The organism is Hymenobacter ruber (assembly GCF_054783255.1).
The window spans coordinates 2072336-2095328 of record NZ_BAAGQX010000004.1 but is presented as its reverse complement, the minus strand read 5'-3'; the positions used below and the strand labels follow the sequence as shown (position 1 = coordinate 2095328).

18 protein-coding genes are annotated in these 22993 nt (G+C 58.8%); 9 read left to right on the top strand and 9 right to left on the bottom strand.

The annotated features are described in order from the left end of the window. Nucleotides 1-17 precede the first annotated feature (17 nt). Nucleotides 18-2513 (bottom strand): type I DNA topoisomerase, encoded by a 2496-nt coding sequence (topA, locus tag ACYVM5_RS19510; protein ID WP_460619761.1) that lies wholly within the window; start codon nucleotides 2511-2513, stop codon nucleotides 18-20. A 282-nt stretch (nucleotides 2514-2795) separates the two neighbouring features. Between topA and ACYVM5_RS19505 the strand changes: the two genes are divergently transcribed. The 7 genes from ACYVM5_RS19505 (at nucleotide 2796) to ACYVM5_RS19475 (ending at nucleotide 12285) form a co-directional block, all read left to right on the top strand. Then, nucleotides 2796-7190: a methyl-accepting chemotaxis protein gene (locus tag ACYVM5_RS19505; RefSeq protein ID WP_460619760.1), complete on the top strand. Its 4395-nt coding sequence runs from the start codon at nucleotides 2796-2798 to the stop codon at nucleotides 7188-7190. 41 nt (nucleotides 7191-7231) lie between these two features. Beyond that, the gene (locus ACYVM5_RS19500) at nucleotides 7232-7762 is read left to right on the top strand and encodes a chemotaxis protein CheW (protein WP_460619759.1); all 531 of its coding nucleotides are present in this window, start codon (nucleotides 7232-7234) and stop codon (nucleotides 7760-7762) included. A 70-nt stretch (nucleotides 7763-7832) separates the two neighbouring features. Continuing rightward, complete coding sequence (locus tag ACYVM5_RS19495) at nucleotides 7833-8219, top strand: response regulator (protein ID WP_198068078.1); 387 nt, start codon at nucleotides 7833-7835, stop codon at nucleotides 8217-8219. A gap of 105 nt (nucleotides 8220-8324) precedes the next feature. Beyond that, nucleotides 8325-9965, top strand: a complete 1641-nt coding sequence (locus tag ACYVM5_RS19490) for a chemotaxis protein CheA (protein WP_460619758.1) — start codon at nucleotides 8325-8327, stop codon at nucleotides 9963-9965. A gap of 67 nt (nucleotides 9966-10032) precedes the next feature. Further along, a complete protein-coding gene (locus tag ACYVM5_RS19485; protein ID WP_198068990.1) occupies nucleotides 10033-10653 on the top strand; it encodes a chemotaxis protein CheC in 621 nt (206 codons plus the stop codon). A gap of 175 nt (nucleotides 10654-10828) precedes the next feature. Next, nucleotides 10829-11920, top strand: a complete 1092-nt coding sequence (locus ACYVM5_RS19480; protein ID WP_460619757.1) for an agmatinase family protein — start codon at nucleotides 10829-10831, stop codon at nucleotides 11918-11920. Between the two features lie 26 nt (nucleotides 11921-11946). Next, nucleotides 11947-12285, top strand: a complete 339-nt coding sequence (locus tag ACYVM5_RS19475; protein ID WP_460619756.1) for a phage holin family protein — start codon at nucleotides 11947-11949, stop codon at nucleotides 12283-12285. A gap of 76 nt (nucleotides 12286-12361) precedes the next feature. Here ACYVM5_RS19475 and ACYVM5_RS19470 read toward each other — a convergent pair whose 3' ends face one another. The 4 genes from ACYVM5_RS19470 to ACYVM5_RS19455 form a co-directional block, all read right to left on the bottom strand. Next, the gene (locus ACYVM5_RS19470) at nucleotides 12362-13246 is read right to left on the bottom strand and encodes a DUF4349 domain-containing protein (RefSeq protein WP_460619755.1); all 885 of its coding nucleotides are present in this window, start codon (nucleotides 13244-13246) and stop codon (nucleotides 12362-12364) included. 148 nt (nucleotides 13247-13394) lie between these two features. Then, a complete protein-coding gene (murA, locus tag ACYVM5_RS19465; protein ID WP_198074137.1) occupies nucleotides 13395-14699 on the bottom strand; it encodes a UDP-N-acetylglucosamine 1-carboxyvinyltransferase in 1305 nt (434 codons plus the stop codon). 124 nt (nucleotides 14700-14823) lie between these two features. Continuing rightward, the gene (locus tag ACYVM5_RS19460) at nucleotides 14824-15561 is read right to left on the bottom strand and encodes a DUF4290 domain-containing protein (protein ID WP_460619754.1); all 738 of its coding nucleotides are present in this window, start codon (nucleotides 15559-15561) and stop codon (nucleotides 14824-14826) included. A gap of 114 nt (nucleotides 15562-15675) precedes the next feature. Next, complete coding sequence (locus ACYVM5_RS19455) at nucleotides 15676-17925, bottom strand: ATP-dependent helicase (protein ID WP_460619753.1); 2250 nt, start codon at nucleotides 17923-17925, stop codon at nucleotides 15676-15678. Nucleotides 17926-18027: 102 nt separating this feature from the next. On the opposite strand from ACYVM5_RS19455, the gene ACYVM5_RS19450 reads away from it, so the two are divergent. Continuing rightward, the gene (locus ACYVM5_RS19450; protein WP_460619752.1) at nucleotides 18028-18609 is read left to right on the top strand and encodes a DUF3109 family protein; all 582 of its coding nucleotides are present in this window, start codon (nucleotides 18028-18030) and stop codon (nucleotides 18607-18609) included. Nucleotides 18610-18709: 100 nt separating this feature from the next. Here ACYVM5_RS19450 and ACYVM5_RS19445 read toward each other — a convergent pair whose 3' ends face one another. Beyond that, nucleotides 18710-19168: a peptidylprolyl isomerase gene (locus tag ACYVM5_RS19445; RefSeq protein WP_460619751.1), complete on the bottom strand. Its 459-nt coding sequence runs from the start codon at nucleotides 19166-19168 to the stop codon at nucleotides 18710-18712. Nucleotides 19169-19364: 196 nt separating this feature from the next. Between ACYVM5_RS19445 and ACYVM5_RS19440 the strand changes: the two genes are divergently transcribed. Beyond that, nucleotides 19365-20000 carry a fasciclin domain-containing protein gene (locus ACYVM5_RS19440; RefSeq protein WP_460619750.1) on the top strand — a complete coding sequence of 212 codons (636 nt, stop codon included), beginning with the start codon at nucleotides 19365-19367 and terminating at the stop codon, nucleotides 19998-20000. A gap of 83 nt (nucleotides 20001-20083) precedes the next feature. Here ACYVM5_RS19440 and rsgA read toward each other — a convergent pair whose 3' ends face one another. Genes rsgA through ACYVM5_RS19425 form a run of 3 tightly spaced genes read right to left on the bottom strand, consistent with a single transcriptional unit; the run spans nucleotide 20084 to nucleotide 22941 of the window. Continuing rightward, nucleotides 20084-21055: a ribosome small subunit-dependent GTPase A gene (rsgA, locus tag ACYVM5_RS19435; protein ID WP_460619749.1), complete on the bottom strand. Its 972-nt coding sequence runs from the start codon at nucleotides 21053-21055 to the stop codon at nucleotides 20084-20086. Beyond that, a complete protein-coding gene (locus ACYVM5_RS19430) occupies nucleotides 21052-22308 on the bottom strand; it encodes a 3-deoxy-D-manno-octulosonic acid transferase (protein WP_460619748.1) in 1257 nt (418 codons plus the stop codon). Before ACYVM5_RS19430 ends, rsgA begins: the two co-directional genes overlap by 4 nt. A gap of 48 nt (nucleotides 22309-22356) precedes the next feature. Next, nucleotides 22357-22941 (bottom strand): peroxiredoxin, encoded by a 585-nt coding sequence (locus ACYVM5_RS19425; protein WP_460619747.1) that lies wholly within the window; start codon nucleotides 22939-22941, stop codon nucleotides 22357-22359. Nucleotides 22942-22993 lie beyond the last annotated feature (52 nt).

The following is a 22993-nucleotide window of genomic DNA, read 5'->3' as shown; positions in this document are numbered from 1 at the left end:
ACGCCAGGGCGCAAAAATTATTTTGCCTTAGCGGCGGGCTTTTTAGCGGCGGTAGTTTTTGTAGCCGGCTTCTTGGCGGCGGGCTTCTTTTTTGCCGCTGGTTTTTTGGCGGCGGCGGCTTTGGCGGCCTTTTTGGCCGGTGCATCCGCGTCTTTCTCCTCCTTGGCGGGAGCAGCTTTTTTGCCGAAGCGGCCACCTTTGGGCTTTTCGGGCGTGGCGTCAGCCAGCTCGATGCAGCGCTCCAAAGTCAGTTCCGTGGGCTCTTCACCCTTGGGAATCTTCACGTTCTTCTTGCCTGCCACGATGTAAGGACCGAAACGGCCGTTCAGCACCTGGATATCGGGATTTTCGGGGAAGCTCTTGATGAGGCGCTCGGCGTCGGTTTTGCGCTTGTTCTCAATCAACGCCACGGCTTCTTCGGCCGTGATGGTGTGCGGGTCCTGCTCCTTGGTGAGGGAGAAGAACTTGCTGTCGTGGCGGATGTAGGGGCCGAAACGGCCCAGCGCAGCCGTCATCGCCTTGTCCTCGAACTCGCCCACCACGCGCGGCAGCTTGAACAGCTCCAGCGCGTCTTCGAGCGTGATGCTTTCGATAAACTGGCCCTTGCGCAGGTTGGCGTAGGCCGGCTTGGTTTCGCCTTCGGTGTCGCCCAGGGCCACGTAGGGGCCGTATTTGCCCAGGCGGGCCGAGATGCGCTCACCCGTTTCGGGGTGCACGCCCAGCTCGCGGGTGCCGCCCACGGTGCTGCGGTCAATGTCCTGCCCGGCCTCGATGGTCGCGTGGAACTTACCGTAGAAACCGGTCAGCATCTGCGTCCAGTTTTCGTGGCCGTTGGCAATCTGGTCAAACTCGTCCTCCACCTTGGCCGTGAACTGATAGTCCACAATCACCGGGAAGTGGGCCACCAGAAAGTCGTTCACCACCATGGCCGTATCGGTGGGGAACAGCTTGGCTTTCTCCGCGCCGTAGTTTTCGGTTTTTACCTCGGTCTGCACCGTGTTGCCGTCCAGCGTCAGCACGTGGAACTTGCGCTCCTTGCCCTCGCGCGAATCCTTCTCTACATAGCCGCGCTTCTGCACAGTGCTGATGGTTGGGGCGTAGGTCGAAGGGCGGCCGATGCCCATTTCCTCCAGCTTTTTCACCAGCGAAGCCTCGGTGTAGCGCGCCGGCGGCGATGAAAACCGCTCTGTGGCGCTCAGGCGCTGCAAGGGCAGGTTCTGGCCCACGCTCAGCGGCGGCAGGCCGCGCGAGAAGCTGCTTTCGCCGTCTTTAGCGTCGTCCTCTTCCTCCTCGTCCTTGCTCTCGGCATACACTTTCAGGAAGCCTTCGAAGGTAATCACCTCGCCCGTGGCCGTCAGCGTAACGCCCGGCTGCGTGCTGATGCCGATAACCGCCGTGGTGCGCTCAATCACGGCCTCTGCCATTTGCGAAGCCATGGCCCGTTTGCGGATGAGGTCGTACAGCCGCTGTTCCGAGGCATCTGAGCCCGCCTTCACGGCGCTGAAATCCGTGGGACGAATGGCTTCGTGCGCTTCCTGGGCCGAAGCCGACTTGGTTTTGAAGGTGCGCGTGTGGTGGTATTCGGCTCCGTAAGATGCCGTGATGGCCGCTTGTGCGCCCGCCAGCGCTTCCTGGCTCAGGTTCACCGAGTCCGTCCGCATGTAGCTGATTTTACCCGCTTCGTACAGCTTCTGCGCCACGCTCATCGTCTGCGCCACCGAGAAGCCCAGCTTGCGCGAAGCCTCCTGTTGCAACGTAGAGGTGGTGAACGGCGCGGCCGGGCTGCGCTTGCCGGGCTTCTTGTCGAGGCTCTCAATCTGGTACGATGCCCCCACGCAACGCTGCAAGAAGGCCTCGGCTTCTTCGCGCGTTTTGTAGCGAGTAGGCAGTTCGGCTTCCAGCACGGCGCCGCGGCCGGCATCGAAGCGGGCCACAATGCGGTAGGCGCTGGCCCGCAAAAACTGGCTGATTTCGCGCTCCCGCTCCACCACCAGCCGCACGGCCACGCTCTGCACGCGGCCGGCGCTCAGGCCGGGCTTCACCTTTTTCCAGAGCACCGGGCTCAGCTCGAAGCCCACGAGGCGGTCGAGTACGCGGCGGGCCTGCTGGGCATTCACCAGGTCCTGGTTCACCGTGCGCGGGTCGGCAATGGCTTGCAGAATGGCGTTTTTGGTGATTTCGCGGAATACGATGCGCTTGGTTTTGGCTTCGGGCAGGTTCAGCGTTTCGGCCAGGTGCCACGAGATGGCTTCGCCCTCGCGGTCATCGTCACTCGCCAACCAGACGGTTTCGGCTTCCTTCGAAAGTTTTTTTAGCTGCGCGATGAGCTCGCGCTTGTCGGCCGAAACCACGTAGGTGGGCTTGAAACCGTTGGCAATGTCGATGGCATTATTGTCCTTCGGCAAGTCGCGGACGTGGCCGTAGCTGGAGCGCACCACGAAATCCTGGCCGAGGTAGCCTTCAATGGTTTTCGCCTTGGCCGGCGACTCGACGATAACTAAATTCTTGACCATGTGGGCGGGTAAGGAGTGCGGCAGTAGGAGAGGAGTGGCTGTGGAGGTGAAACGACCAGCTGCGACGAAAAGTTAAAATTGGCCGCAAAGATGCCGCTTAATTCTTAGCAGCCGCATGGTGCTGCAATAATCCGGCCGGAGCCGCCTCGGGGGAACGAGTCGGCGGGCCGGCGGGTTCAGCGCCGTAGCGGGCGGCGTTACCTTTGCTTATTCGCGGCTAACCCCCGTACTTCGCCCTCCCGATTAGCTTTCCCCTTCCTGAATCGATTCCCATACTATAATATGGCTTCCCCCCAGAATCCGCGACCCAAGGCTCGGCGTGCTGCTGCAACCGCTACGGATGTTACCGACGTTGCCAAGCCGGACGCCGGCGCGGTTTCGGCGCTCGACGTGGTGCGTACCAATAACGACCTGACCCGCAAAAAGGGCGGCTCACGCGGCTCCGTCGACACCCAGGACCCGGGCTACGTCAACGACCAGCTCAACCGGGTGCTTTACGCCCTTGATGCCTTTAAGAAAGGCGACGTATCGGTGCGGCTTACCAAGCAGAACGACGACATCTTCGCCGAAATCGCGGAAGCCTACAACTCGATGGTGGACATGATTGCCGGGGTAGGGGGCGAGGTGTCGCGCATCTCGAAAGTGGCCGGGGTAGAGGGTAACCTCAAGGCACGGGCTTCGGCCGACGGCGCCGCCGGCTTCTGGCGCGACATGATTAACAACATCAATGGCTTGGTGGACAGTATCGCCGTGCCGGTGTTGGAAGTGGGCAAGGTACTGAAGAACATCAGCCGCGGCAATCTGGACGAAAGCTTCCAGATTCCGGTATCGGGCGACTTTAAGTTGATGGCCGAAACCATCAACAAAACGATTGATAACCTGAACATCTTCGCCGGCGAGGTAACTCGCGTGGCGCAGGAAGTAGGCACCGAAGGCAAGCTCGGCGGCCAGGCTTCGGTACCCAACGTGGGCGGTATCTGGAAGGACCTGACCGACAACGTAAACAACATGGCCTCGAACCTCACCGTGCAGGTGCGGGACATTGCCAACGTAGCCACCGCCGTAGCCAAAGGCGACTTGTCGCAGAAAATCACCGTTGATGTAAAAGGGGAATTCCTGCAGCTGAAGCAGAACCTGAACCAGATGGTGGACTCGCTCAACCTGTTTGCCGGCGAGGTAACCCGCGTGGCCCAGGAAGTGGGTACGGAAGGAAAACTCGGCGGCCAGGCCAGCGTGCCAAACGTGGCCGGCGTATGGAAAGACCTGACCGACAACGTAAACAACATGGCCAGCAACCTGACTTCTCAGGTGCGGGACATTGCTAACGTGGCAACCGCGGTAGCTAAAGGCGACTTGAGCCAGAAGGTAACCGTTGATGTAAAAGGCGAACTGCTCCAGCTGAAGCAGAACCTGAACCAGATGGTGGACTCGCTCAACCTGTTTGCCGGCGAGGTAACCCGTGTGGCCCAGGAAGTGGGCACCGAAGGCCGCCTCGGCGGTCAGGCATCGGTACCCAGCGTAGCCGGCGTGTGGAAGGACCTGACGGACAACGTAAACTACATGGCTTCGAACTTGACGAGCCAGGTACGAGACATTGCTAACGTGGCTACCGCCGTAGCAAAGGGTGACCTGACCCAAACGGTTACCGTCGATGTAAAAGGGGAATTCCTGCAGCTGAAGCAGAACCTGAACCAAATGGTGGCGTCCCTCAACCTGTTTGCGGGCGAGGTAACTCGTGTGGCGCAGGAAGTGGGTACGGAAGGAAAGCTCGGCGGCCAAGCCAGCGTGCCAAACGTGGCCGGTGTGTGGAAAGCCCTCACCGACAACGTAAACGACATGGCCGCGGCTCTTACCTCGCAGGTACGAGACATTGCCAACGTGGCAACGGCGGTAGCCCGCGGCGACTTGAGCCAAAAGATGACGGTGAACGTGAAGGGCGAAATCCTGGAGCTGAAGAACATCCTCAACCAGATGGTGGACTCGCTCAACATCTTCGGCGACGAAGTAACCCGCGTGGCCCGCGAAGTAGGTACCGAAGGCAAGCTCGGCGGCCAAGCCGTGGTGCCCCGCGTAGGTGGTACCTGGAAAGAGCTGACGGACAACGTAAACACAATGGCCAGCAACCTTACCTCGCAGGTACGGGACATTGCCAACGTAGCCACGGCCGTATCGAAAGGTGACCTTTCCCAGAAGATTACGGTGGATGTAAAAGGCGAGCTGCTGGACCTGAAGGACAACCTCAACCAGATGGTGGACTCCCTGAACATCTTCGCCGGCGAAGTAACCCGCGTGGCCCGCGAAGTGGGCACGGAGGGTATCCTCGGCGGTCAGGCCAATGTGCCCAAGGTGTCGGGTACCTGGAAGGACCTGACGGACAACGTGAACACGATGGCCTCGAACCTTACCTCGCAGATGCGGGACATTGCCAACGTAGCAACGGCCGTAGCTAAAGGTGACCTTAGCCAGAAAATCACGGTGAATGTGCGCGGTGAGCTGCTCCAGTTGAAGGAAAACCTCAACGAAATGGTGGACTCGCTCAACATCTTCGGTGACGAAGTAACCCGCGTGGCCCGCGAAGTAGGTACCGAAGGCAAGCTCGGCGGCCAGGCTAAAGTGCCCAACGTGCGCGGCACTTGGAAAGACTTGACGGACAACGTGAACACGATGGCCAGCAACCTGACTTCTCAGGTACGGGACATTGCCAACGTGGCAACCGCTGTATCGCGCGGTGACTTGAGCCAGAAGGTGTCGGTGAACGTCAACGGTGAGCTGCTGGACCTGAAGGACAACCTGAACCAGATGGTGGACTCGCTCAACATCTTCGCCGGCGAAGTAACGCGTGTGGCGCAGGAAGTGGGCACGGAAGGCAAGCTCGGCGGCCAGGCCTCCGTACCAAACGTGGCCGGCGTGTGGAAAGAGCTGACCGACAACGTAAACTACATGGCCTCCAACCTCACCACGCAGGTGCGGGGCATTGTGAAAGTAGTAACCGCGGTATCGAAAGGTGACTTGACGCAGAAGCTGACGCTGCAAGCTAAAGGCGAAGTAGCTGACCTGGCCGACACCATCAACAGCATGGTGGATGACCTTAACCGCCTCGCCGTCGAAGTTAGCCGCGTGGCTAAAGTGGCCGGTGTGGAAGGCAAGCTGACCGAGCGCGCCACGGTAGGCGGCGTATCGGGCAGCTGGAAAGAATTGGTGGACACGCTCAATGCCCTGCTCGAATCCATCGCCTCGCCGGTTCTGGAAGTGGCCCGCGTGGTGCGCGCCATCTCGGAAGGCGACCTAACCCAGCGCGTAGACGTGCCAACCACAGGTGACATTCTGGCCATGGCCGATGCTCTGAACTTGGCTGTCGAAAACCTGAACGAGCTGCTCGGCGAAATTAACGACTCGTCGCAGATTGTGGGTACTTCTTCGGAAGAAATGGCCGGCAAAGGTCAGGAAATGAGCCGCGTAACCGTCGATGTGGCCTTGGCCATGCAGCAGATGGCCGAAGGTGCTCAGAACCAGGCTTTGAAAACTGACCAGGCCTTCAAGCTGATTGAAGAAATCATGCAAGCTACCAAGGAAACGGCCAACAAGGCCGACGTCGTGAACAAATCGGCAATCCTTGGTGAGCAAACCTCGCAGCTCGGTCTGAAAACGGTGGCTGAAGTGGTGAAAAACATGGAAGAAATCTCCAGCGCCGCTTCGCAGACCTCGCGCACCATCGAAGTACTGAGCACCCGTTCGGGCGAAATCAGCAAGTCGTTGGGTGTAATCACTGACATCGCCTCGCAAACCAACCTGCTGGCTCTGAACGCCGCCATCGAAGCTGCCCGTGCTGGGGAAGCCGGCCGTGGTTTCGCGGTAGTAGCCGAGGAAATCCGGAAGCTGGCCGAAAGCTCCCGCCGTTCGGCCAACGAAATTGCCACGCTGGTTGACGACGTAAAAAAGGATACGACCACGGCAGCCACGGCTATTTCGACCATGGAAAACCGGGTATTGAAAGGCAAGAACGCCACGTTCGAAGCCAGCTCGGCCTTTAAAAACATTGCCACCAGCTCGGGCGAAACGCTTCGCACTTCGCGCGACATTCTCACGGCTACTGAGGTACAGAAAACCTCGATTGGCGACGTGGTGAAGTACGTGGAAGAAGTGGTAGCCATTGCCGAGCAGACGGCTACCGGCACGCAGCAGGTAGCCGGCACGGCCAAGCAACTGTCGACGGCCATGCAGGAGCTGACCACCAGCTCGCAGCGCCTCACCGACATTGCCGACGACCTCCAGGCCGGCCTCGAAACCTTCCAGCTCAGTTCCTACGAGCCCGAGCCGGAGCCGGAACCCGTGCGCCGCGGTGCCCGCGATACCTACCGCGCCCGCGAATCGTATGCCGTGCCACAGCCGCAGAATGGCATAGCCGCTCGCCGCTCGCAGAGCCGTGCCGAAGCCGCGCCAACTGCTGAAACCAGCCGGCAGCCCAACCACCGCCGCGTCCGTTCGGAAGCAGCAGCGCCGGTAGCGGCATCTGCCCCTGCCCGCCGCGAGCGTCCGGCCCGGGCACAAGCCGTAGCCCAGCCAGCGGAGTCTCAGCCGGAAGCAGCCGTGAATGGCAAGGCCGCCAAAAATGGTCAAGCTGCTAAGAATGGCCAGGCTAACAAGGCTGCTGCCAAGTCGAAAGCCAAAACCAAATAGTTCTCAATCCATTCGTTTAGCCCTTTTTCGACTAATTCCGCATGGCTGAGACCGAAATAACCGCTCCCATCGCAAAGACCGAACGCGCTAAGCCCGCCGAACTGGTGCAGCTTATCGTGTTCCGGCTGGGCGATGAGGATTACGGCATTCGCATCGAGCAGGTGAAGGAAGTGACCGTCACGCCCGAAGTGGCGCGCATGCCCAAAACCCCGCCTTTCATCAAAGGAATTGCCAACCTGCGCGGCGATATTATTGCCATTCTGGATTTGGAAGAGCGTTTTCGGCTGCGGCCGGCAGGCCGGCCAATTCCTGAGCGCAGCTACACCATTGCCGTCGAAGCCGCCGACTACGTATTGGGGCTGATGGTGCGCGAAGTACCGCGGCCGTTCACCATGCCCCTGAGCCAGATTGAGCCGGCCCCGGAATTCGTGCAGGATTCCAGCACCCGCGACAAGTATCTCGAAGGCATCGCTAAACTGCCGGAAGGCGGTATCATCATTGTGCTGGACATGCGCAAGCTTCTGACCCCAAGCGAAGTGATGCGCCTGCCGGGCAAAACGGCATCTTCGTAGCCCCGGCCCCGTACAAGAGTAGCCCGCAACATTGCTCGGCCACCCGTTAAATCTCACGTTCCCCAATTCCATGAATAAGCGCATCCTCATCGTCGACGACTCCTTTTATATGCGTACGATGCTCAAAAACATGCTCACCGATGCTGGCTACGAAGTAGTGGGCGAGGCAGCAAACGGCGCGCAGGCGGTGGAAATGGCCGCTTCGACTTCCCCCGACCTCATCACCCTCGACGTAATTCTGCCCGATAACACTGGCTTGGATGTGCTCAAAAGCCTCCGCCAAATTCAGCCCACCGCCAAGGTGGTGATGTGCAGTGCAGTGGGCCAGGAGGTTATCGTGACCGAAGCCATCGAAAACGGTGCTCTGGCTTACATCGTGAAGCCGTTTTCGGAAGAGAAAGTGCTGGAAATTGTGGGTGCGGCGCTGCAAAACGACGCTTCAGAACAAGCTGCGTAAGGTGCTGCGACAACGTTCCGTCGCCTTGCTGCATTCCTTCGGAAACGATGGGATGTGTCTGTGCGCGCCGGAAAGTTGGTTTATCAACTCAATTTCTCAGGCCTAATGAAAACGCGCGACCAGGAATACCGGGAGCTTTTCATGGCCGAAGCGCTGGAGTATTACGACTCCATGAGCCGCCATTTGAGCGAGCTTGAGCGCAACCCCAATGCCGGCCCAGCGCTGAATGAGCTGTTCCGGCTCATGCACAACCTCAAGGCCAATGCCCGCGCCATGGGCTTCACCGATTTGGGCGAAGTGGCGCACCACCTCGAAACGCTATTTGGGCTGATTCGGGACCAGGAGCGCACGTTCAGCGGTTCGCTTATCAAAGTGGTTTTTGCCGGTGTTGATGCGTTGGGCAACATGATTCGGGCGGTGGGAGCCAGCCAGCCACTGCCGGATGCCACGATGTTGCTCGATAATCTCGACCGCTTGGTGCGGGGCGAAGAGCCAATTCTGGAAGAAGCCGAAGAGGTAGAAACAGAAGGGGAGTCGGGTAAGAAAATGGAGCTTTCTGACCTGGTGTATATTCAGGTTAAAAAGCTTGATAATCTGCTGAATCTGGTAGGGGAGCTGGTGATTGACCGTGACCGGATTATGACGCTGGCGCAGGAGATAGGCAACCCCGCGCTGCTTGCCACCGCCCAGCACCTGTTCCGCATTTCCGATGATTTGCAGTACAGCGTGATGGATGCCCGCTTGGTAGGCGTGGGCGTGCTGCTGAATAAGTTCCCCCGTGTGGTGCGCGACGTGGCTTCCGCCGAAAGCAAAGAAGTTGAGCTTACCCTCAGCGGACAGGATGTACAGATTGACCGCAACATCCTACAAATCATTACCGACGCGCTGCTGCACTTGGTGCGCAACGCCGTCAGCCACGGCCTCGAAACCACGGCCCAACGGGCGGCGGCTGGCAAATCTGCCGTTGGTCACCTCACCCTTTCGGCCCTGACCGAGCGCGACGATGTACTCATTCAGGTGCGCGACGATGGCCGGGGCATTGACACGGAAGCCGTGCGCCGCAAGGCCGTGGAGCGCGGCCTGACCACGGCCAGTGCGGCCGCCAATCTGGACGAGCAGGCCGTGTGGGCTTTTCTGTTCGAGCCCGGCTTCTCAATGGCCAGCAAGATTACCGACATTTCGGGCCGCGGCGTGGGGCTTGATGTGGTGAAGCTGGCCCTCGACTCGTTGGGCGGGCAGCTGCGGGTTGAATCGCAGTTGGGTGTGGGCACCACGTTTACGCTGGTGCTTCCCACGTCGATTGCCGTGAAAGGCGCGCTGCTGATTGAAGTAGATGAGCGTCCCTACGCCATCCCGCTGATGCACACTGATACAGTGCTCGCCCTGCAACCTGACAAAATTTCGGTGGTGGGCGGCGTGCTGGTTACGCACGTGCAGGGGCAGGCCGTGCCGCTGATACCGCTGCGGATGCTGCTGCACGACGAAGGCGACGAAATGCTGCCCTTAGCCGATAAAGCTGACATGGCCGGTGCCCAACAGGTACTGGTTGTGAACTACAATAACCGCCGGCTAGGCTTGCTGGTTGACCGGTTTATCCGGCAGCAGAACATTGTCATCAAGCCCCTTAGTAAACCGTTGGATACCATCGACCTGTTTGGTGGAGTTACCCTGCTCGGCAGCGGGCAAGTGTGCCTAGTGCTGGATGTGCCGGCCCTGACTCGCCTGTTTCTGACCAAACGCCCTTAATTTTCCTACTTTCACCCCAGTCCTCGCAGCTGCACTTTCCCCTATCTTTGACGTTATGGATTTATCGATGACTGAGTTAGAGCGTGATATAATCCGCGAGATTCTTAACATTGGCCTGGCTCGTGCCGCCGATTCATTCGCCGTTATCGCCCAGGAACGGGTGTTACTTGAAGTGCCGAATATTGACTTGCTGATGAGCGACGATATTCTGCACCGGGTGCGCGAATACCAGACCCGTCACGTGCCCATTCAGTCCGATATCCGGGGTGATTTCAATGGCACGACGCTCATGTTCTTCTCCGGACAGCACGTGCAGCGCCTCTCGCGGGTATGTCTGCGCATGCAAACGCCCGAAACATTAGAACTGAACGAGTTACAGGAATCGCTGCTACTTGAAATCAGTAATATTATTACCGGGGCTTTGGTAACGCAGCTGGCTAACATTCTCAAAGCCAATATCTATGGGGCGCCACCCGTGGCCCCCAAAGGAGATATTGCGGAGAACCTGCAGAGCCTGTTGCCGGCGCAACAGCTGCAACCGCTCATCTTCTCGGTTATCACGCAGTTTTCGGACCGCGACAACACGGTGGAACTGCCGTTGATGTTGTTTTTTGACCGCGTGACGTTCCAGAAAATCCTGGAAATCATTCGCAGCTACGACTTTCTGGGTAGCCAGATGTCGGCCTAACAGCTTTTTTAGGAATGCTTAACTGCGTTCCGGCCCGTCATGCCGCGCCGGCCGTTGCAACTCTCCCGCGAGCCCGTTCGCTGAACTGGCTGGCGGGCCTGGGACTGCAACTGCCGGCGCGGCATGACGTTCTTTTTCGCATTCAACCTTACTGTTTACCTACGCACTAATTCCAATGTCTAAAGCGGACGCCCTCGCCCAGAAAATAGCTTCCTTTGACCCCAACGCGCCCGGCGATGCGGACAGCGGCCTGTTCGGCCTGCCCTTCACGCCCGAAGAGGCGCAGGTAGTCGTTGTGCCCGTGCCTTGGGAAGTGACAGTGAGCTACCGCGCCGGCACGGCCGATGGTCCGGCCGCCATCCGCGAAGCCTCGTTGCAAGTAGACTTGTACGATTCGGACGTGCCCAATGCCTGGAAACTTGGCCTGGCCATGGAGGAGGCGGACGAAACCATTGCCGAAGCTAGTCGCAATCTGCGCCCGCTGGCTGCCGATTATATCGGCTGGCTGGAAGAAGGGCAGCCCGAAGCCGACCGCAAAAAACATGAAAAGGTGCCCGCTCAGGCCACTGCTGAGGGCGATAAGATGCTGGCGTGGCTGAAAGCCAAAACCGGTGCCCTGCTCGATGCCGGCAAGGGCGTGGTAGTACTGGGCGGCGACCACAGCACCCCGTTGGGCTACCTGCACGCGCTGGCTGAGCGCCACGACGAATTTGCCATCCTGCAGTTCGACGCGCACTGCGACCTGCGCCCCGCTTATGAAGGCTTCAAATACTCGCACGCCAGCATCATGCACAATGCGCTGGAGCTGCCGCAAGTGAAGAAGCTCGTGCAGGTAGGCATCCGGGATTTTTGCCAGCAGGAAGCCGACGTCATCGACCAGTCCAATGGCCGGGTGGCGCTGTTCAGCCAGCGGTTTCTGAGCGACGAGAAGTTTGCCAAAAAGTCGTGGAAGAAGGTGTGCGGCAAAATCATCGCCCAACTCCCCAAAAAGGTGTACATCAGCTTCGATATCGACGGCCTCGACCCCAAGCTGTGCCCCGGTACCGGCACGCCCGTGCCCGGCGGCCTGGAGTTTGAAGAGGCCACTTACCTGCTGCGCGCCATCGTGCGGGCGGGCATCCAAATCATCGGTTGCGACCTGAACGAAGTAGCACCCGGCGACACGGAGTGGAACGCCATCGTGGGCGCACGCCTGCTCTACCAACTTTGCAACTGGATGGCCGTATCGCAAGGGCGGCTGGCTGCTAAGGGCATGCACGCCGAGTAAGCTTCTTTCACTTTAACCCTTTTGCCATGATAGGATTCATCCTGAAATTCATTCTCACTGCCGTGCTGGTGTATGGCCTCAGCATGGTGCTGCCGGGCGTGGTGCTGGGCGGCGTGGGCAGCGCAGCTATATTGGTCATCGTGCTGGGCATTCTGAATGCCATCGTGAAACCCATTCTGCAAATTTTGGGCTTTCCCATCACGGTGCTCACATTGGGCCTGTTCCTGCTGGTTATCAACGTCATCATCGTGAAGCTGGCCGATTTCCTGATGAGCAGCTTCGATGTGCACGGCTTATTGAATGCACTGTTGTTCAGCTTGGCGCTGTCGGTGGTGAATGCTGTGGTGGATTTGGTGATGGATTAAATCCGGCGTCGTTCTGAAACAAAACTCCCCGCCGCGGTACCATTATCGGTACTGGGGCGGGGAGTTTTGGTGTTCTTTAGGCTTGGGCAATGCTTCGCCGCCAGCGGCGCACGGCCCACCACCCAATTCCCCCAAGCAGCAAGAAGGGCCAAATAGCAACCATGCCAATCAGTAGGCTGGTAATCAGGGTCCAGCCGGTGTAGAATGACTCTACCAAACGGCTGGCAAATGACACGACCGGTGCTTCGGGTACGGACTGGGGCAGGGACTGGTAACAGGTAAGGGAGATGGTAGAATAGGCCACTTCATCGTTGAGCGTTTTGAGGCGGCTTTCGGTGCTTTCGATTTCTTCGCGCACCTCGCCGATTTTGCCTTCAACTTCCAGCACTTCGCTGATTTTGCGGGCGCGGGCCAGCAGGTCGATGTAGCGCTTTTCGACGGCCCGCTTGGTGGCAAGACGGGCGGCCACGTCGGCGTGCTGGGCCGTGACATCGTCGGTGGTCAGCTTTTTTTCTTCCACGGTGCCGAGGCCACCGAGCGCGGCCATCAGCGGCTCAAAGCGAGATGGGACCACACGAATGGTCATAGCCTGACGCCATTCGCCGTCGGCCCGTACCTCGGTGGCCGCACTGAGGTAGCCACCGTTGCGGTGCACAAGGCTGTCGAGGCGGGCACTGGCTCGAGGCAGGCTGGCCACTTTCAGGCGTAAATCAGCGTGGTAGATGAGCAGGCGGGAGGGAGCCACGACGGATTCGATGTAGGGCCGGGGACCCGGAATCACGTCGGCCGTAGCCTCCTTATCGTCCGAATCCGGGCTCTGTGGGGGCGCGGCCGGCGCACTCATCATGTATTGCGGAGCCACGTCCACAACGGCGGCTTCTTTGGCGACTTCTTTTTTAGCGTGGCTGCAGCCGCACAGCAGGACTGCCAGCCCAATAGCAATGCTGAGGGAGGATTTCATGATTCATTCCGTAAAAAGTGAAACCAGAAACAGTAGCTGCGCAGCTCCTTTTATGCCAAAGCACAACCAGAAGTAACCCATATAGCCGGCAATAAAAAATGCCCGGCGGAAGGGCCGGGCATTTTTAGGAATCGATTAAGCAGTTCTGCTACAAGCGCCGAATATCAGCCCCCAGCGCCTGGAGGCGCGTGTCTATGTTCTGGTAGCCGCGGTCAATCTGCTCCACGTTTTCGATGGTGCTTTTGCCTTCGGCCGACAGAGCGGCGATGAGCAGGGCCACGCCCGCGCGGATATCGGGCGAGGTCATGGTGATGCCGCGTAAGCGCGTGCGCTGGTCGAGGCCGATGACGGTGGCGCGGTGCGGGTCGCAGAGAATTACCTGCGCGCCCATGTCGATGAGCTTATCGACGAAGAACAGGCGCGACTCGAACATCTTCTGGTGAATGAGGACCGTGCCCTTGGCCTGACAGGCCACCACCAGCACAATGCTGAGCAAATCGGGGGTGAAGCCCGGCCAGGTGTGGTCGCTCACCGTCAGGATGGAGCCGTCGAGGTAGGTGGCAATTTCGTAGTGTGCCTGAGCCGGAATGAAGATGTCATCACCCCGGAATTCCAGCTGAATACCCAGCTTGCGGAAAGTGTCAGGAATGAGGCCGAGCTCCGGAATCTGACAGTCCTTGATGGTGATTTCGGAGCCCGTCATGGCCGCGAGGCCGATGAAGGAGCCGATTTCAATCATGTCCGGCAGCATGCGGTGCTCGGTGCCGCCCAGCTTCTCCACGCCCACGATGGTGAGCAGGTTGGAGCCAATGCCTTGGATGTTAGCGCCCATGCGTACCAGCATGCGGCAGAGCTGCTGCAAATAAGGCTCGCAGGCGGCGTTGTAGATGGTGGTGGTGCCTTCGGCTAGCACGGCGGCCATCAGGATGTTGGCAGTGCCGGTTACTGAGGCTTCGTCGAGCAGCATGTGGGTGCCCGTGAGCTTGCCGTCGACCTTGATGCGATAAAAGTCGGTGCCTTCGAGCGTGAGCTTACCACCCAGCTTTTCGAGGCCCAAAAAGTGCGTATCCATCGGCCGACGGCCAATTTTATCGCCGCCTGGCTTGGGCAGCTGGCAGCGCCCGTAGCGCCCCAGCATCGGGCCGAGAATCATCACCGAGCCGCGTAGCGCGCCGGCCTGGGCCACAAACTCGGGCGTATCCATGTAGTCGAGGTTCACGTCCTCGGCCTGGAAAATATAAGTGTCGGAAGCCAGCTTGCCCACTTTCACACCCATGTCGCGCAGCAGCTCGATGAGCTTGTTGACGTCGCGGATGTCGGGAATGTTGCTGATGGTGACGGGTTCCGGGGTCAGCAATACCGCGCAGAGAATCTGGAGGGCTTCGTTTTTGGCGCCCTGGGGCGTGATTTCGCCGCGCAGTGGTTTGCCGCCGCGTACTTCAAATGCAGCCATATAATTTAAGGGTAAAAGTCTGTCATCCTGAGCGCAGCGAAGGACCTTACCACGCTAGAACAAAACGTTCACTCATGATAAGGTCCTTCGCTGTGCTCAGGATGACAGGAGGTAAAAGAGAAAACTATTGAGGGGGCTGCTGGGGCTCCTGGCTACGGCCTTTTTTGCGCTTCTTGCCGTTTTTGTTGCCGAAGCCATTGCCCCGGTTGTCGCGGTCACGGCCTTCGCGGCGGTCGCGGTTCTGGCCTTCGCGCTGCTGGGGCTGGGGCACGATGAACGGCTTGGTTCCCGCCGGAGCAGCCGGCATTTCAAACAGGTTTTCGCTGTCCACCACGGCCGGGTCGAGCTTGAGCTGGCCGCCCGAGAGCTCGCTCATGTGCCGCAGAATGGTCATGTCCTTGGCGTTTTCCTTGTTGTGCTGGCGGTAGAGGAACTTCATCGTCCGGCCAATCTGGATGGTGGCCTGCTCGCGCTCGGCGGCATCTTCCAGGGTGAGGGCTTTCGCAATGAGGGCTTCGATGGCGGCGCCATACGCACGCAGCTTAGGAGCGGTGCGGGGGTAGGGTACGCGGCCGGGCTTTTCGGTGCGCACCGTGAGGCTGCGCAGGGCCACGGGCGCTTCCAGAGCTACGTCTTCGCCGGCCATGGCGTGCAGGTGGTTCCAGAGGCGGGTCTGGATTTCGGGCAGGTCGCGCAGGGCCGGCTGCAGACGCAGCATGAGCTGCACAATGGCCGAGGCGCGTTTGGTACGCTCGGCCACGTCCTCAATGTCTTTGAGGCCCTGGATGAGTTGGTAAGTGCTGTGCCCGTATTCGCGCACCAGCAGCTGCAGGTGGAAGGGCAGGGAATTAATATCGGTCATAAAAAGCAGGAGAGAGGCCGCCAGGGGCGGGGCTCAGGCCAAAGATACGGCGTTGGGGCCGTCGCGTAGTGCAGAAAAGCACGACGTGCCAGAGGTAGGTTTATGCAGCGTTTGCTAATGTACCCGCAGCTTGGCAAAGCTCAGCAGCAGCACTTTCTCGCCCACTTCCTCAAACTGAATGGTGGCTTTGGTAGTGCCCTGTTGCGTTTCGAGTGCGCTCACTGTGCCGAAACCGAACTTAGCGTGTTCCACGCGCTGGCCGGTTTGCAGCTTCGAGGTGTCGGAAGGCGCAAAGTCGGCCGGGGCTACGTATTTGGTGGCCTGCACTTTGCGCGGCGGCGTCGGAATCAGGTTTGAGCGGCGCTCAAATACGTGTTGGAACGGCGAGCCTTCGCCCGCGCCCGGCCCGGCGGCAAATTTAAAGTTGACGTATTGCGGGTCAATCTCGTCCAGAAAGCGGCTTTTTTCGCAGCTGCGCAGGTTGCCCCACTGGTAGCGTGAAGTGGCATAGCTCAGCGTGAGCTTCTTCTCGGCCCGCGTGATGGCCACGTAAAACAGGCGGCGCTCCTCTTCCAAATCGGCCCGTGAGGTAATCATCATCTGGCTCGGAAAGAGGTTTTCCTCCATGCCCACGATGTACACGTTGCGAAATTCCAGGCCTTTAGCCGAGTGAATGGTCATCAGCGTGACGGCTTCGCCCTCCTGCGCGGCATCTTTCAGGTCCGAATCCGTGACGAGAGCAATGTCCTGCAGAAATGCGCCGAGGCTTTTGTCCTCACGCTCGGGGTCATCCACGTACTCTTTGATGCCGTTCAGCAATTCCTGGATGTTCTCGTAGCGCGAAAGGCCTTCGATGCTCTTATCCGCATAAAGCTCCTCCAGCATCCCGGAGTTTTTGGCGATGAATTTGGCTGCTTCGAATGCATCCTCCTTCTCGGCAATTACGATGTAGCTCTTGATTTTTTCGGCAAAACCTACCACCGGATTGCTCACGCGGGCCGGCATGAATTGGTCGGCATTAGCCACTACTTCCCACAGCGTATGGTTAGCTTCGTCGGCCGTCGTTATCAATTTGCTGATGGTAGTATCACCAATGCCGCGCTTCGGATAATTAATTACCCGGCGAATGGCCTGCTCATCGTTTTGGTTGACCGTGAGCCGCAAATAAGCCACCAAATCCTTGATTTCTTTGCGCTGATAAAACGACAGGCCACCAACGATTTTGTATTTGATATTTAATTTTCGCAAGGATTCTTCCATCGCACGACTTTGTGCGTTGGTACGGTAGAGAATGGCAAAATTGTCGTAGGACAAATGCCCGTTCATCTTGTCCTCAAAGATGGAATTGGCCACTAATTTGCCTTCCTCGTTGTCTGAGGCGGCTTTTATTACTTCAATCAGTGTGCCGTCCTCGTTTTCCGAAAATACGTCCTTGCGCAATTGCGCCTGGTTGTTTTTAATTACCGAATTAGCCGCCCATACAATATTTTTCGTGGAACGGTAGTTCTGCTCCAGCTTAAATACTTGTAGTTCGGGATAATCTTTTTCGAAATTCAGAATATTGGAAATATCGGCACCCCGGAAAGCGTAAATACTTTGCGCATCGTCGCCCACCACACAGATATTTCGTTCTTTTGCCGCAAGTTTGCGGGTGATTAAATACTGTGAATAGTTGGTGTCCTGATACTCGTCCACCATCACGTACTTAAACATGTTCTGGTACTTATTCAGAACATCGGCGTGGTCGCGGAAAAGGACGTTGGTGTTAAACAGCAGGTCGTCGAAATCCATCGCGCCGGCCTTGATGCAGCGCTGGAAATACTGCTGGTAGATGACGCCGATTTTGGGCCGCAGTGCCGCCTCGTCGTCGGCCTTGATGGCGGCATCGTTCAGGTACTGATTGTGCGAAATTAGCTTGTTTTTCGCGGCCGAGATGCGGCCCAGCACCAAGCTCGGCTTGTAGAGCTTGTCATCCAGCTCCAGTTCTTTCACAATCTGCCCAATCAGGGTTTTCGAGTCCTGCGTGTCGTAGATGGTGAAGCTGCGGGGAAAACCAATTTTATCGGCCTCGGAGCGCAGGATTTTAGCAAAAACCGAGTGGAACGTGCCCATCCACAGATTGCGGGCGGCGGGGCCGACCACTTTTTCCACGCGGGCACGCATTTCTTTGGCGGCCTTGTTGGTGAAGGTGAGGGCGAGGATGTTGAATGGGTCGACGCCTTTTTCGAGCAGGTTGGCGATGCGGTAGGTGAGCACCCGGGTTTTGCCCGAGCCGGCGCCGGCGATAATCATGCAGGGGCCTTCGGTTTGCATCACCGCGGCGCCTTGCGACGGATTCAGGAGGGAAAGATAATCTAGTGCCATGTGCGAAATAAGCCGCCTTTTGGGCGGGTTTACAAAGGTACGGAGCCCCGGGCAGGGGCGGGCCATCATTTCCGGCCCACGCCGCCGGCGTTATCTTTGTGAATGATTATTATCCAGGAAACGGTCATTTCTGACGACATCGCCGACAACTTTTTCGTCTGCAACCTCGATGCCTGTAAAGGCGCCTGCTGCGTGGAGGGCGACCTCGGCGCCCCACTCGAAGAACCCGAACTGAAGATTCTGGAGCAGGAATACGCCAATATCAAGCCCTTCCTGACGGAGGCCGGCCAGGCCGCCATCGAGGCCCAAGGGCTCTACATCAAAGACTGGGAGGGCGACTTCAGCACAACAACGATTGACGACAAGGAGTGCGCTTATGCGCTCTACGACGAGCGCGGCATCCTGAAATGCGGCATCGAGCAGGCCTATCTGGCCGGCGCTACCACGTTTAAAAAGCCCATCAGCTGCCACCTGTATCCGATTCGCATCACGAAGTACGAAGGCTTCGACGCGCTGAACTACGACCGGTGGAACATCTGCAATCCAGCCTGTGACTTCGGCGGCAAGCTGGGCGTGAAAGTGTACCAGTTTCTGAAAGAGCCGCTGATTCGCAAGTACGGCGAGGGCTGGTACGGGCAGCTGGTGCAGGAAATTGAGAACCCGTCGCCGGAAGGGAAAAAATAAAACTGTCCTCCTGAACGCAGTGAAGGACCTTATCACACAAGAACAAGCCGTTCTCGTGTGATAAGGTCCTTCACTGCGTTCAGGAGGACAGAAGAAACGATTATGCCTCCGTCACCACAATTTTCTCAATTTCGTCGTTGGGCTGAATCTTGTCGATAACGTCTACGCCGTCAACTACTTTTCCGAATACGGTGTGCACACGGTCGAGGTGGGCGGTGTTCTGGCGGTCGTGCACGATGAAAAATTGCGAACCGCCCGTGTTTTTGCCGGCGTGGGCCATGCTCAGCGCGCCGCGCTCGTGGTACTGGTTGCCGCCGCTGGTTTCGCAGTCGATTTTGTAGCCGGGGCCGCCGGTGCCGGGCATGCCCTTGGCGCCTTCGCGGGTGTTGGGGCAACCGCCCTGAATCACGAAATTCGGGATGACACGGTGGAATTTCAGGCCGTCGTAGTAGCCTTTTTTGGCCAGGTCGGTGAAGTTTTTAACGGTGTTCGGAGCGTCCTGCTCGTAGAACTCAACTTTCATGACACCTTTTTTGGTGTGGATTTCGGCAGTTTTCATGAATCGCGGATTTTTAGCGGGTTAAACAAGTTTTCCGGCAGTAGCTACTGCATTGGGCCGGCGAAGGTAAGAATTTGGTGGACTTACGAAACATCCGGGGCAAGCTGTTACTTCGTAAGCTCACAGCCGTAGGGACATTTACGCCGTTAATGATTTTTCACTTACCTGTTTTTCTTCTTTCACACTCATCCGTTTCATGAAAAAATCTTTTGCTCCCCTGTTGGTTGCCCTTGCCACCTCCCTCATGCTGGCTAGCTGCGGCAACGACAAGCCTGCTACTACCGAAACCGAAACCGTCAGCACCGTAAACCCCGCTGATTCCATCGCCGCCGTCGCCGGCGACTCGGCCCGCATGGCCAAGCCCGAAGGCGTGATGGTGGACGGAGTGGCCATGACGGCCGATAAAAACATTGTAGCCAATGCTTCCGGTGCTAAAAGCGTAAGCACCCTCGTGGCTGCCGTTAAGCAGGCCGGTTTGGTGGAAACCCTGAGCGGTACCGGTCCCTTCACCGTATTCGCACCCACCAACGCGGCTTTCGATAAGCTGCCCACCGGTGCCGTAGCGGGCCTGATGGACCCCGCCAGCAAAGCCAAGCTGGCCGGCGTGCTCACCTACCACGTCATCCCCGGCCGCCTCGTGGCTGCCGACCTGAAAGACGGGCAGGAGCTTACCACAGTGAACGGCGAGAAGCTGCACATTTCGGTTAAAAACGGCCAGATTATGGTCGGCAATGGCAAAGACACCCCCGCCACCGTACAGATTGCCGACGTGATTTCGAGCAATGGTGTGACCCACGTAATCGACCGGGTAGTCCTGCCAACGGCGAAATAGGTTGCTTTGCTTAAAGCAGAACGAGGGATGGAGAATTACCCAAGTGGTAATTCTCCATCCCTCGTTCTGCTTTAAGCAAAGCATTAGTGCCGGTTGTCCTCGCCGGCCAGCATGCTCAGGTAGCTGTCGTAGCGGGGCAGGGCGATGCGGCCCTGGTCCACGGCTTCACGCACGGCGCAGCCGGGCTCGTGGGTGTGCTGGCAGTTGTGGTAGCGGCACTGGCCCAGCAAGGCGCGGAATTCGGGGAAATAGCCGGCCAGCTCGGCCGGCGGCAAATCCACGAGGCCCAACTCTTTGATGCCGGGCGTGTCGATGATGAATGTGCCGGGGCGCACTTCCAGCATCTCGGCGAAGGTGGTAGTGTGCACACCTTTATCCGAAAACTCGCTGATTTCGGCGGTTTTCAGGTCGAGGTCGGGCACTAGGGCGTTGATGAGCGTGCTTTTGCCTACGCCGGAATGGCCGGCCAGCAGGCTCACTTTGCCATCCAGCAGCTGGTCGATTTCGTCCACGCCCTCGCCGGTAGTGGCGGCGCAGGTGCGGCTGGGGTAGCCCAGGCTGGCGTACATGCCCGCAATCTGGGCCTGATACTCGAAGCCGTCCTCGTCGTACAAATCCGTCTTATTAAACAGCAGCGTGACGGGAATGTGGTAGGCCTCGGCCGTGACCAGAAACCGGTCGATAAACCCAAACGACGTGGCCGGTGATACCAGCGTAACCACGAGCAGTGCCTGGTCGATATTGGCCGCTACAATGTGAACGTGGCCGGTTTTGTGCACCGACTTGCGGACAATGTAGTTGCGGCGCGGCGCGATGTGCGAGATAACGCCCGCGCCCTCGGTCTGGGCTTCAATGCTGAAATCGACCAGGTCGCCCACGGCCAGCGGGTTGCTGGCTTTCAGGCCTTTTATCTTGAATTTGCCGCGCAGGCGGCAGCGGTACAGCTGCCCGGTTTCGAGGCCGCGCACGAGGTACCACGAGCCCGTGGATTTCACCACGATGCCGTGCAGCAGGCCGGTGGGGCCATCGGGGAGGTAGGAATCAGCGGTTTTCATCGGGTGGCAGGGGTGAGGGTGCGCAGGGCGGCCATGATGGTGCGCGTGGCCCCGGCCTGGTCGTGTACGTAGTCAAGAATCGTGTCCTGGAGCCGCAGACGGGCCGCGTCGTCATTCCACAAAAAGGCGAAGGCGGCAAGCAACTCGGCTCCATCCCGCACCGGAAATGCGCCCTTCAGCGCCACCAATTCCACCGCTTCCTGAAACTTGCCATAAGTCGGCCCGAAAAACAGCGGCAGACCGAAGGCGGCGGCTTCCAGCGTATTGTGCAGGCCCTTGCCAAAGGCGCCGCCCACGTAAGCATATTCCCCAAAACGGTAGAGCTGGCTTAGCAAACCCACGTTGTCAAACAACAGCACGCGGGCCTGAGCCACGGTGGCCGTATCGGCCAGCGAATAGCGCTGCACCGGTCCCAGCAGCGTGGTTTCGACCAGGCGCAGGTTGGTTTCTGTCACTTCGTGCGGGGCGATGAGCACGCGCAATTCCGTGCCGTAGCGCTGCAGCAGCGGAAGCAGTACGGGCAGGTCTTCGGCCCAGCTGCTGCCCACGACCAGCACCGGCGCGCCATCGGCCACGAAAGCATCGACCAGCGGCAGGTCGCGGGCCGGGGCCAGCGCCGTCGCCACCACGGTATCGAAACGGGTATCGCCGGCCACGCTCACTTTATTAATTCCTGCCTCACGCAGCAGTTGGGCCGAGGTTTCGTTCTGCGTAAAAATGTGCGTGAAGCGCGTCAGGATTTTTCGGAAAAAGCCGCCCCAGGGCTTGAAAAACACCTGCTCGGGCCGGAAAATGGCCGACACCACGATGGCCGGAATCTGCCTTTGAAAAGCTTCGTTCAGGAAATGATACCAGAATTCGTACTTCACAAATACCACTAGCCGGGGCTGCACCACGTCCAGAAAGGCGCGGGCGTTGGCGCGGGTGTCCAGCGGCAGGTAGAAAATGTAGTCGGCGCCCGGCCAGTTTTTGCGGATTTCGTAGCCCGAGGGCGAGAAAAAGGTGAGCACCACTTTGGTGCCGGGGTGCGCCTGTCGGTAAGCCTCAATGAGCGGGCGGCCCTGCTCAAATTCGCCCAGCGAGGCGCAGTGGAACCACACGCGGGGCGCGGCATCGGCCCCAATGGTCTGGCGAACGTGGGCCAGCAGCCCGCGCCGGCCCGCCACCCAGGCCGCAGCCTTGGGCACAAACGGCGCTAACAGCCGGAGCAGCAGGCCATACAGGCCCAGGGCGATATCGTAGAGAAAAAGCAAGCCCCAAAATTACGCACTCCGCGCCCAGTCGATGGTTCGGACCATGAATTAAACCCCTTTATCGGCCTCCCAATCCACGGGGCAGGCCTCGCCGTTGTTCTCGTAGTATTGCAGCGCATCAATCATGCGCAGGGCTTCGGTGAGGCTGCGGCCCAACGGCCGGTCGTTCACCAATTGGTGCCGCACGATGCCGTCCTTATCAATCAGAAACAGGCCCCGGTAGGCCATCGGCGAGCCCACGAAGGTCATTTCGGCTTGCTCGGTGTAGTCGTAGTGGCCGCCCAGCACGTCGTAGTTGGCCGAGATGGTTTTGGTGGCATCAGCCACCAGCGGGTAGGTCACGCCCGCAATGCCGCCCTTGTCGCGGGGCGTTTCCTGCCAGGCTAGGTGGGCGTAGTGCGAGTCGGTGGAGCAGCCCACCACGGCCACGCCGCGCTGCTCAAACTCCGCCAGCCGGTCCTGAAACGCCAGGATTTCAGTGGGACACACCCGACTAAAATCAGCAGGGTAGAAGTAGAACAGCACGTGCTTCTTGCCCAGGTAGCGGTCGAGCGAAAACTCTTCTTCGGTCTTGCCGTCAATCACGGCCGTGGCCTTAAAGGAAGGGGCGCGCTTGCCCACGAGAACTGCCATGCGAAGGGGAATAGGGATTGGTTATTCAAACAATTTGTCATCCTGAGCGGAG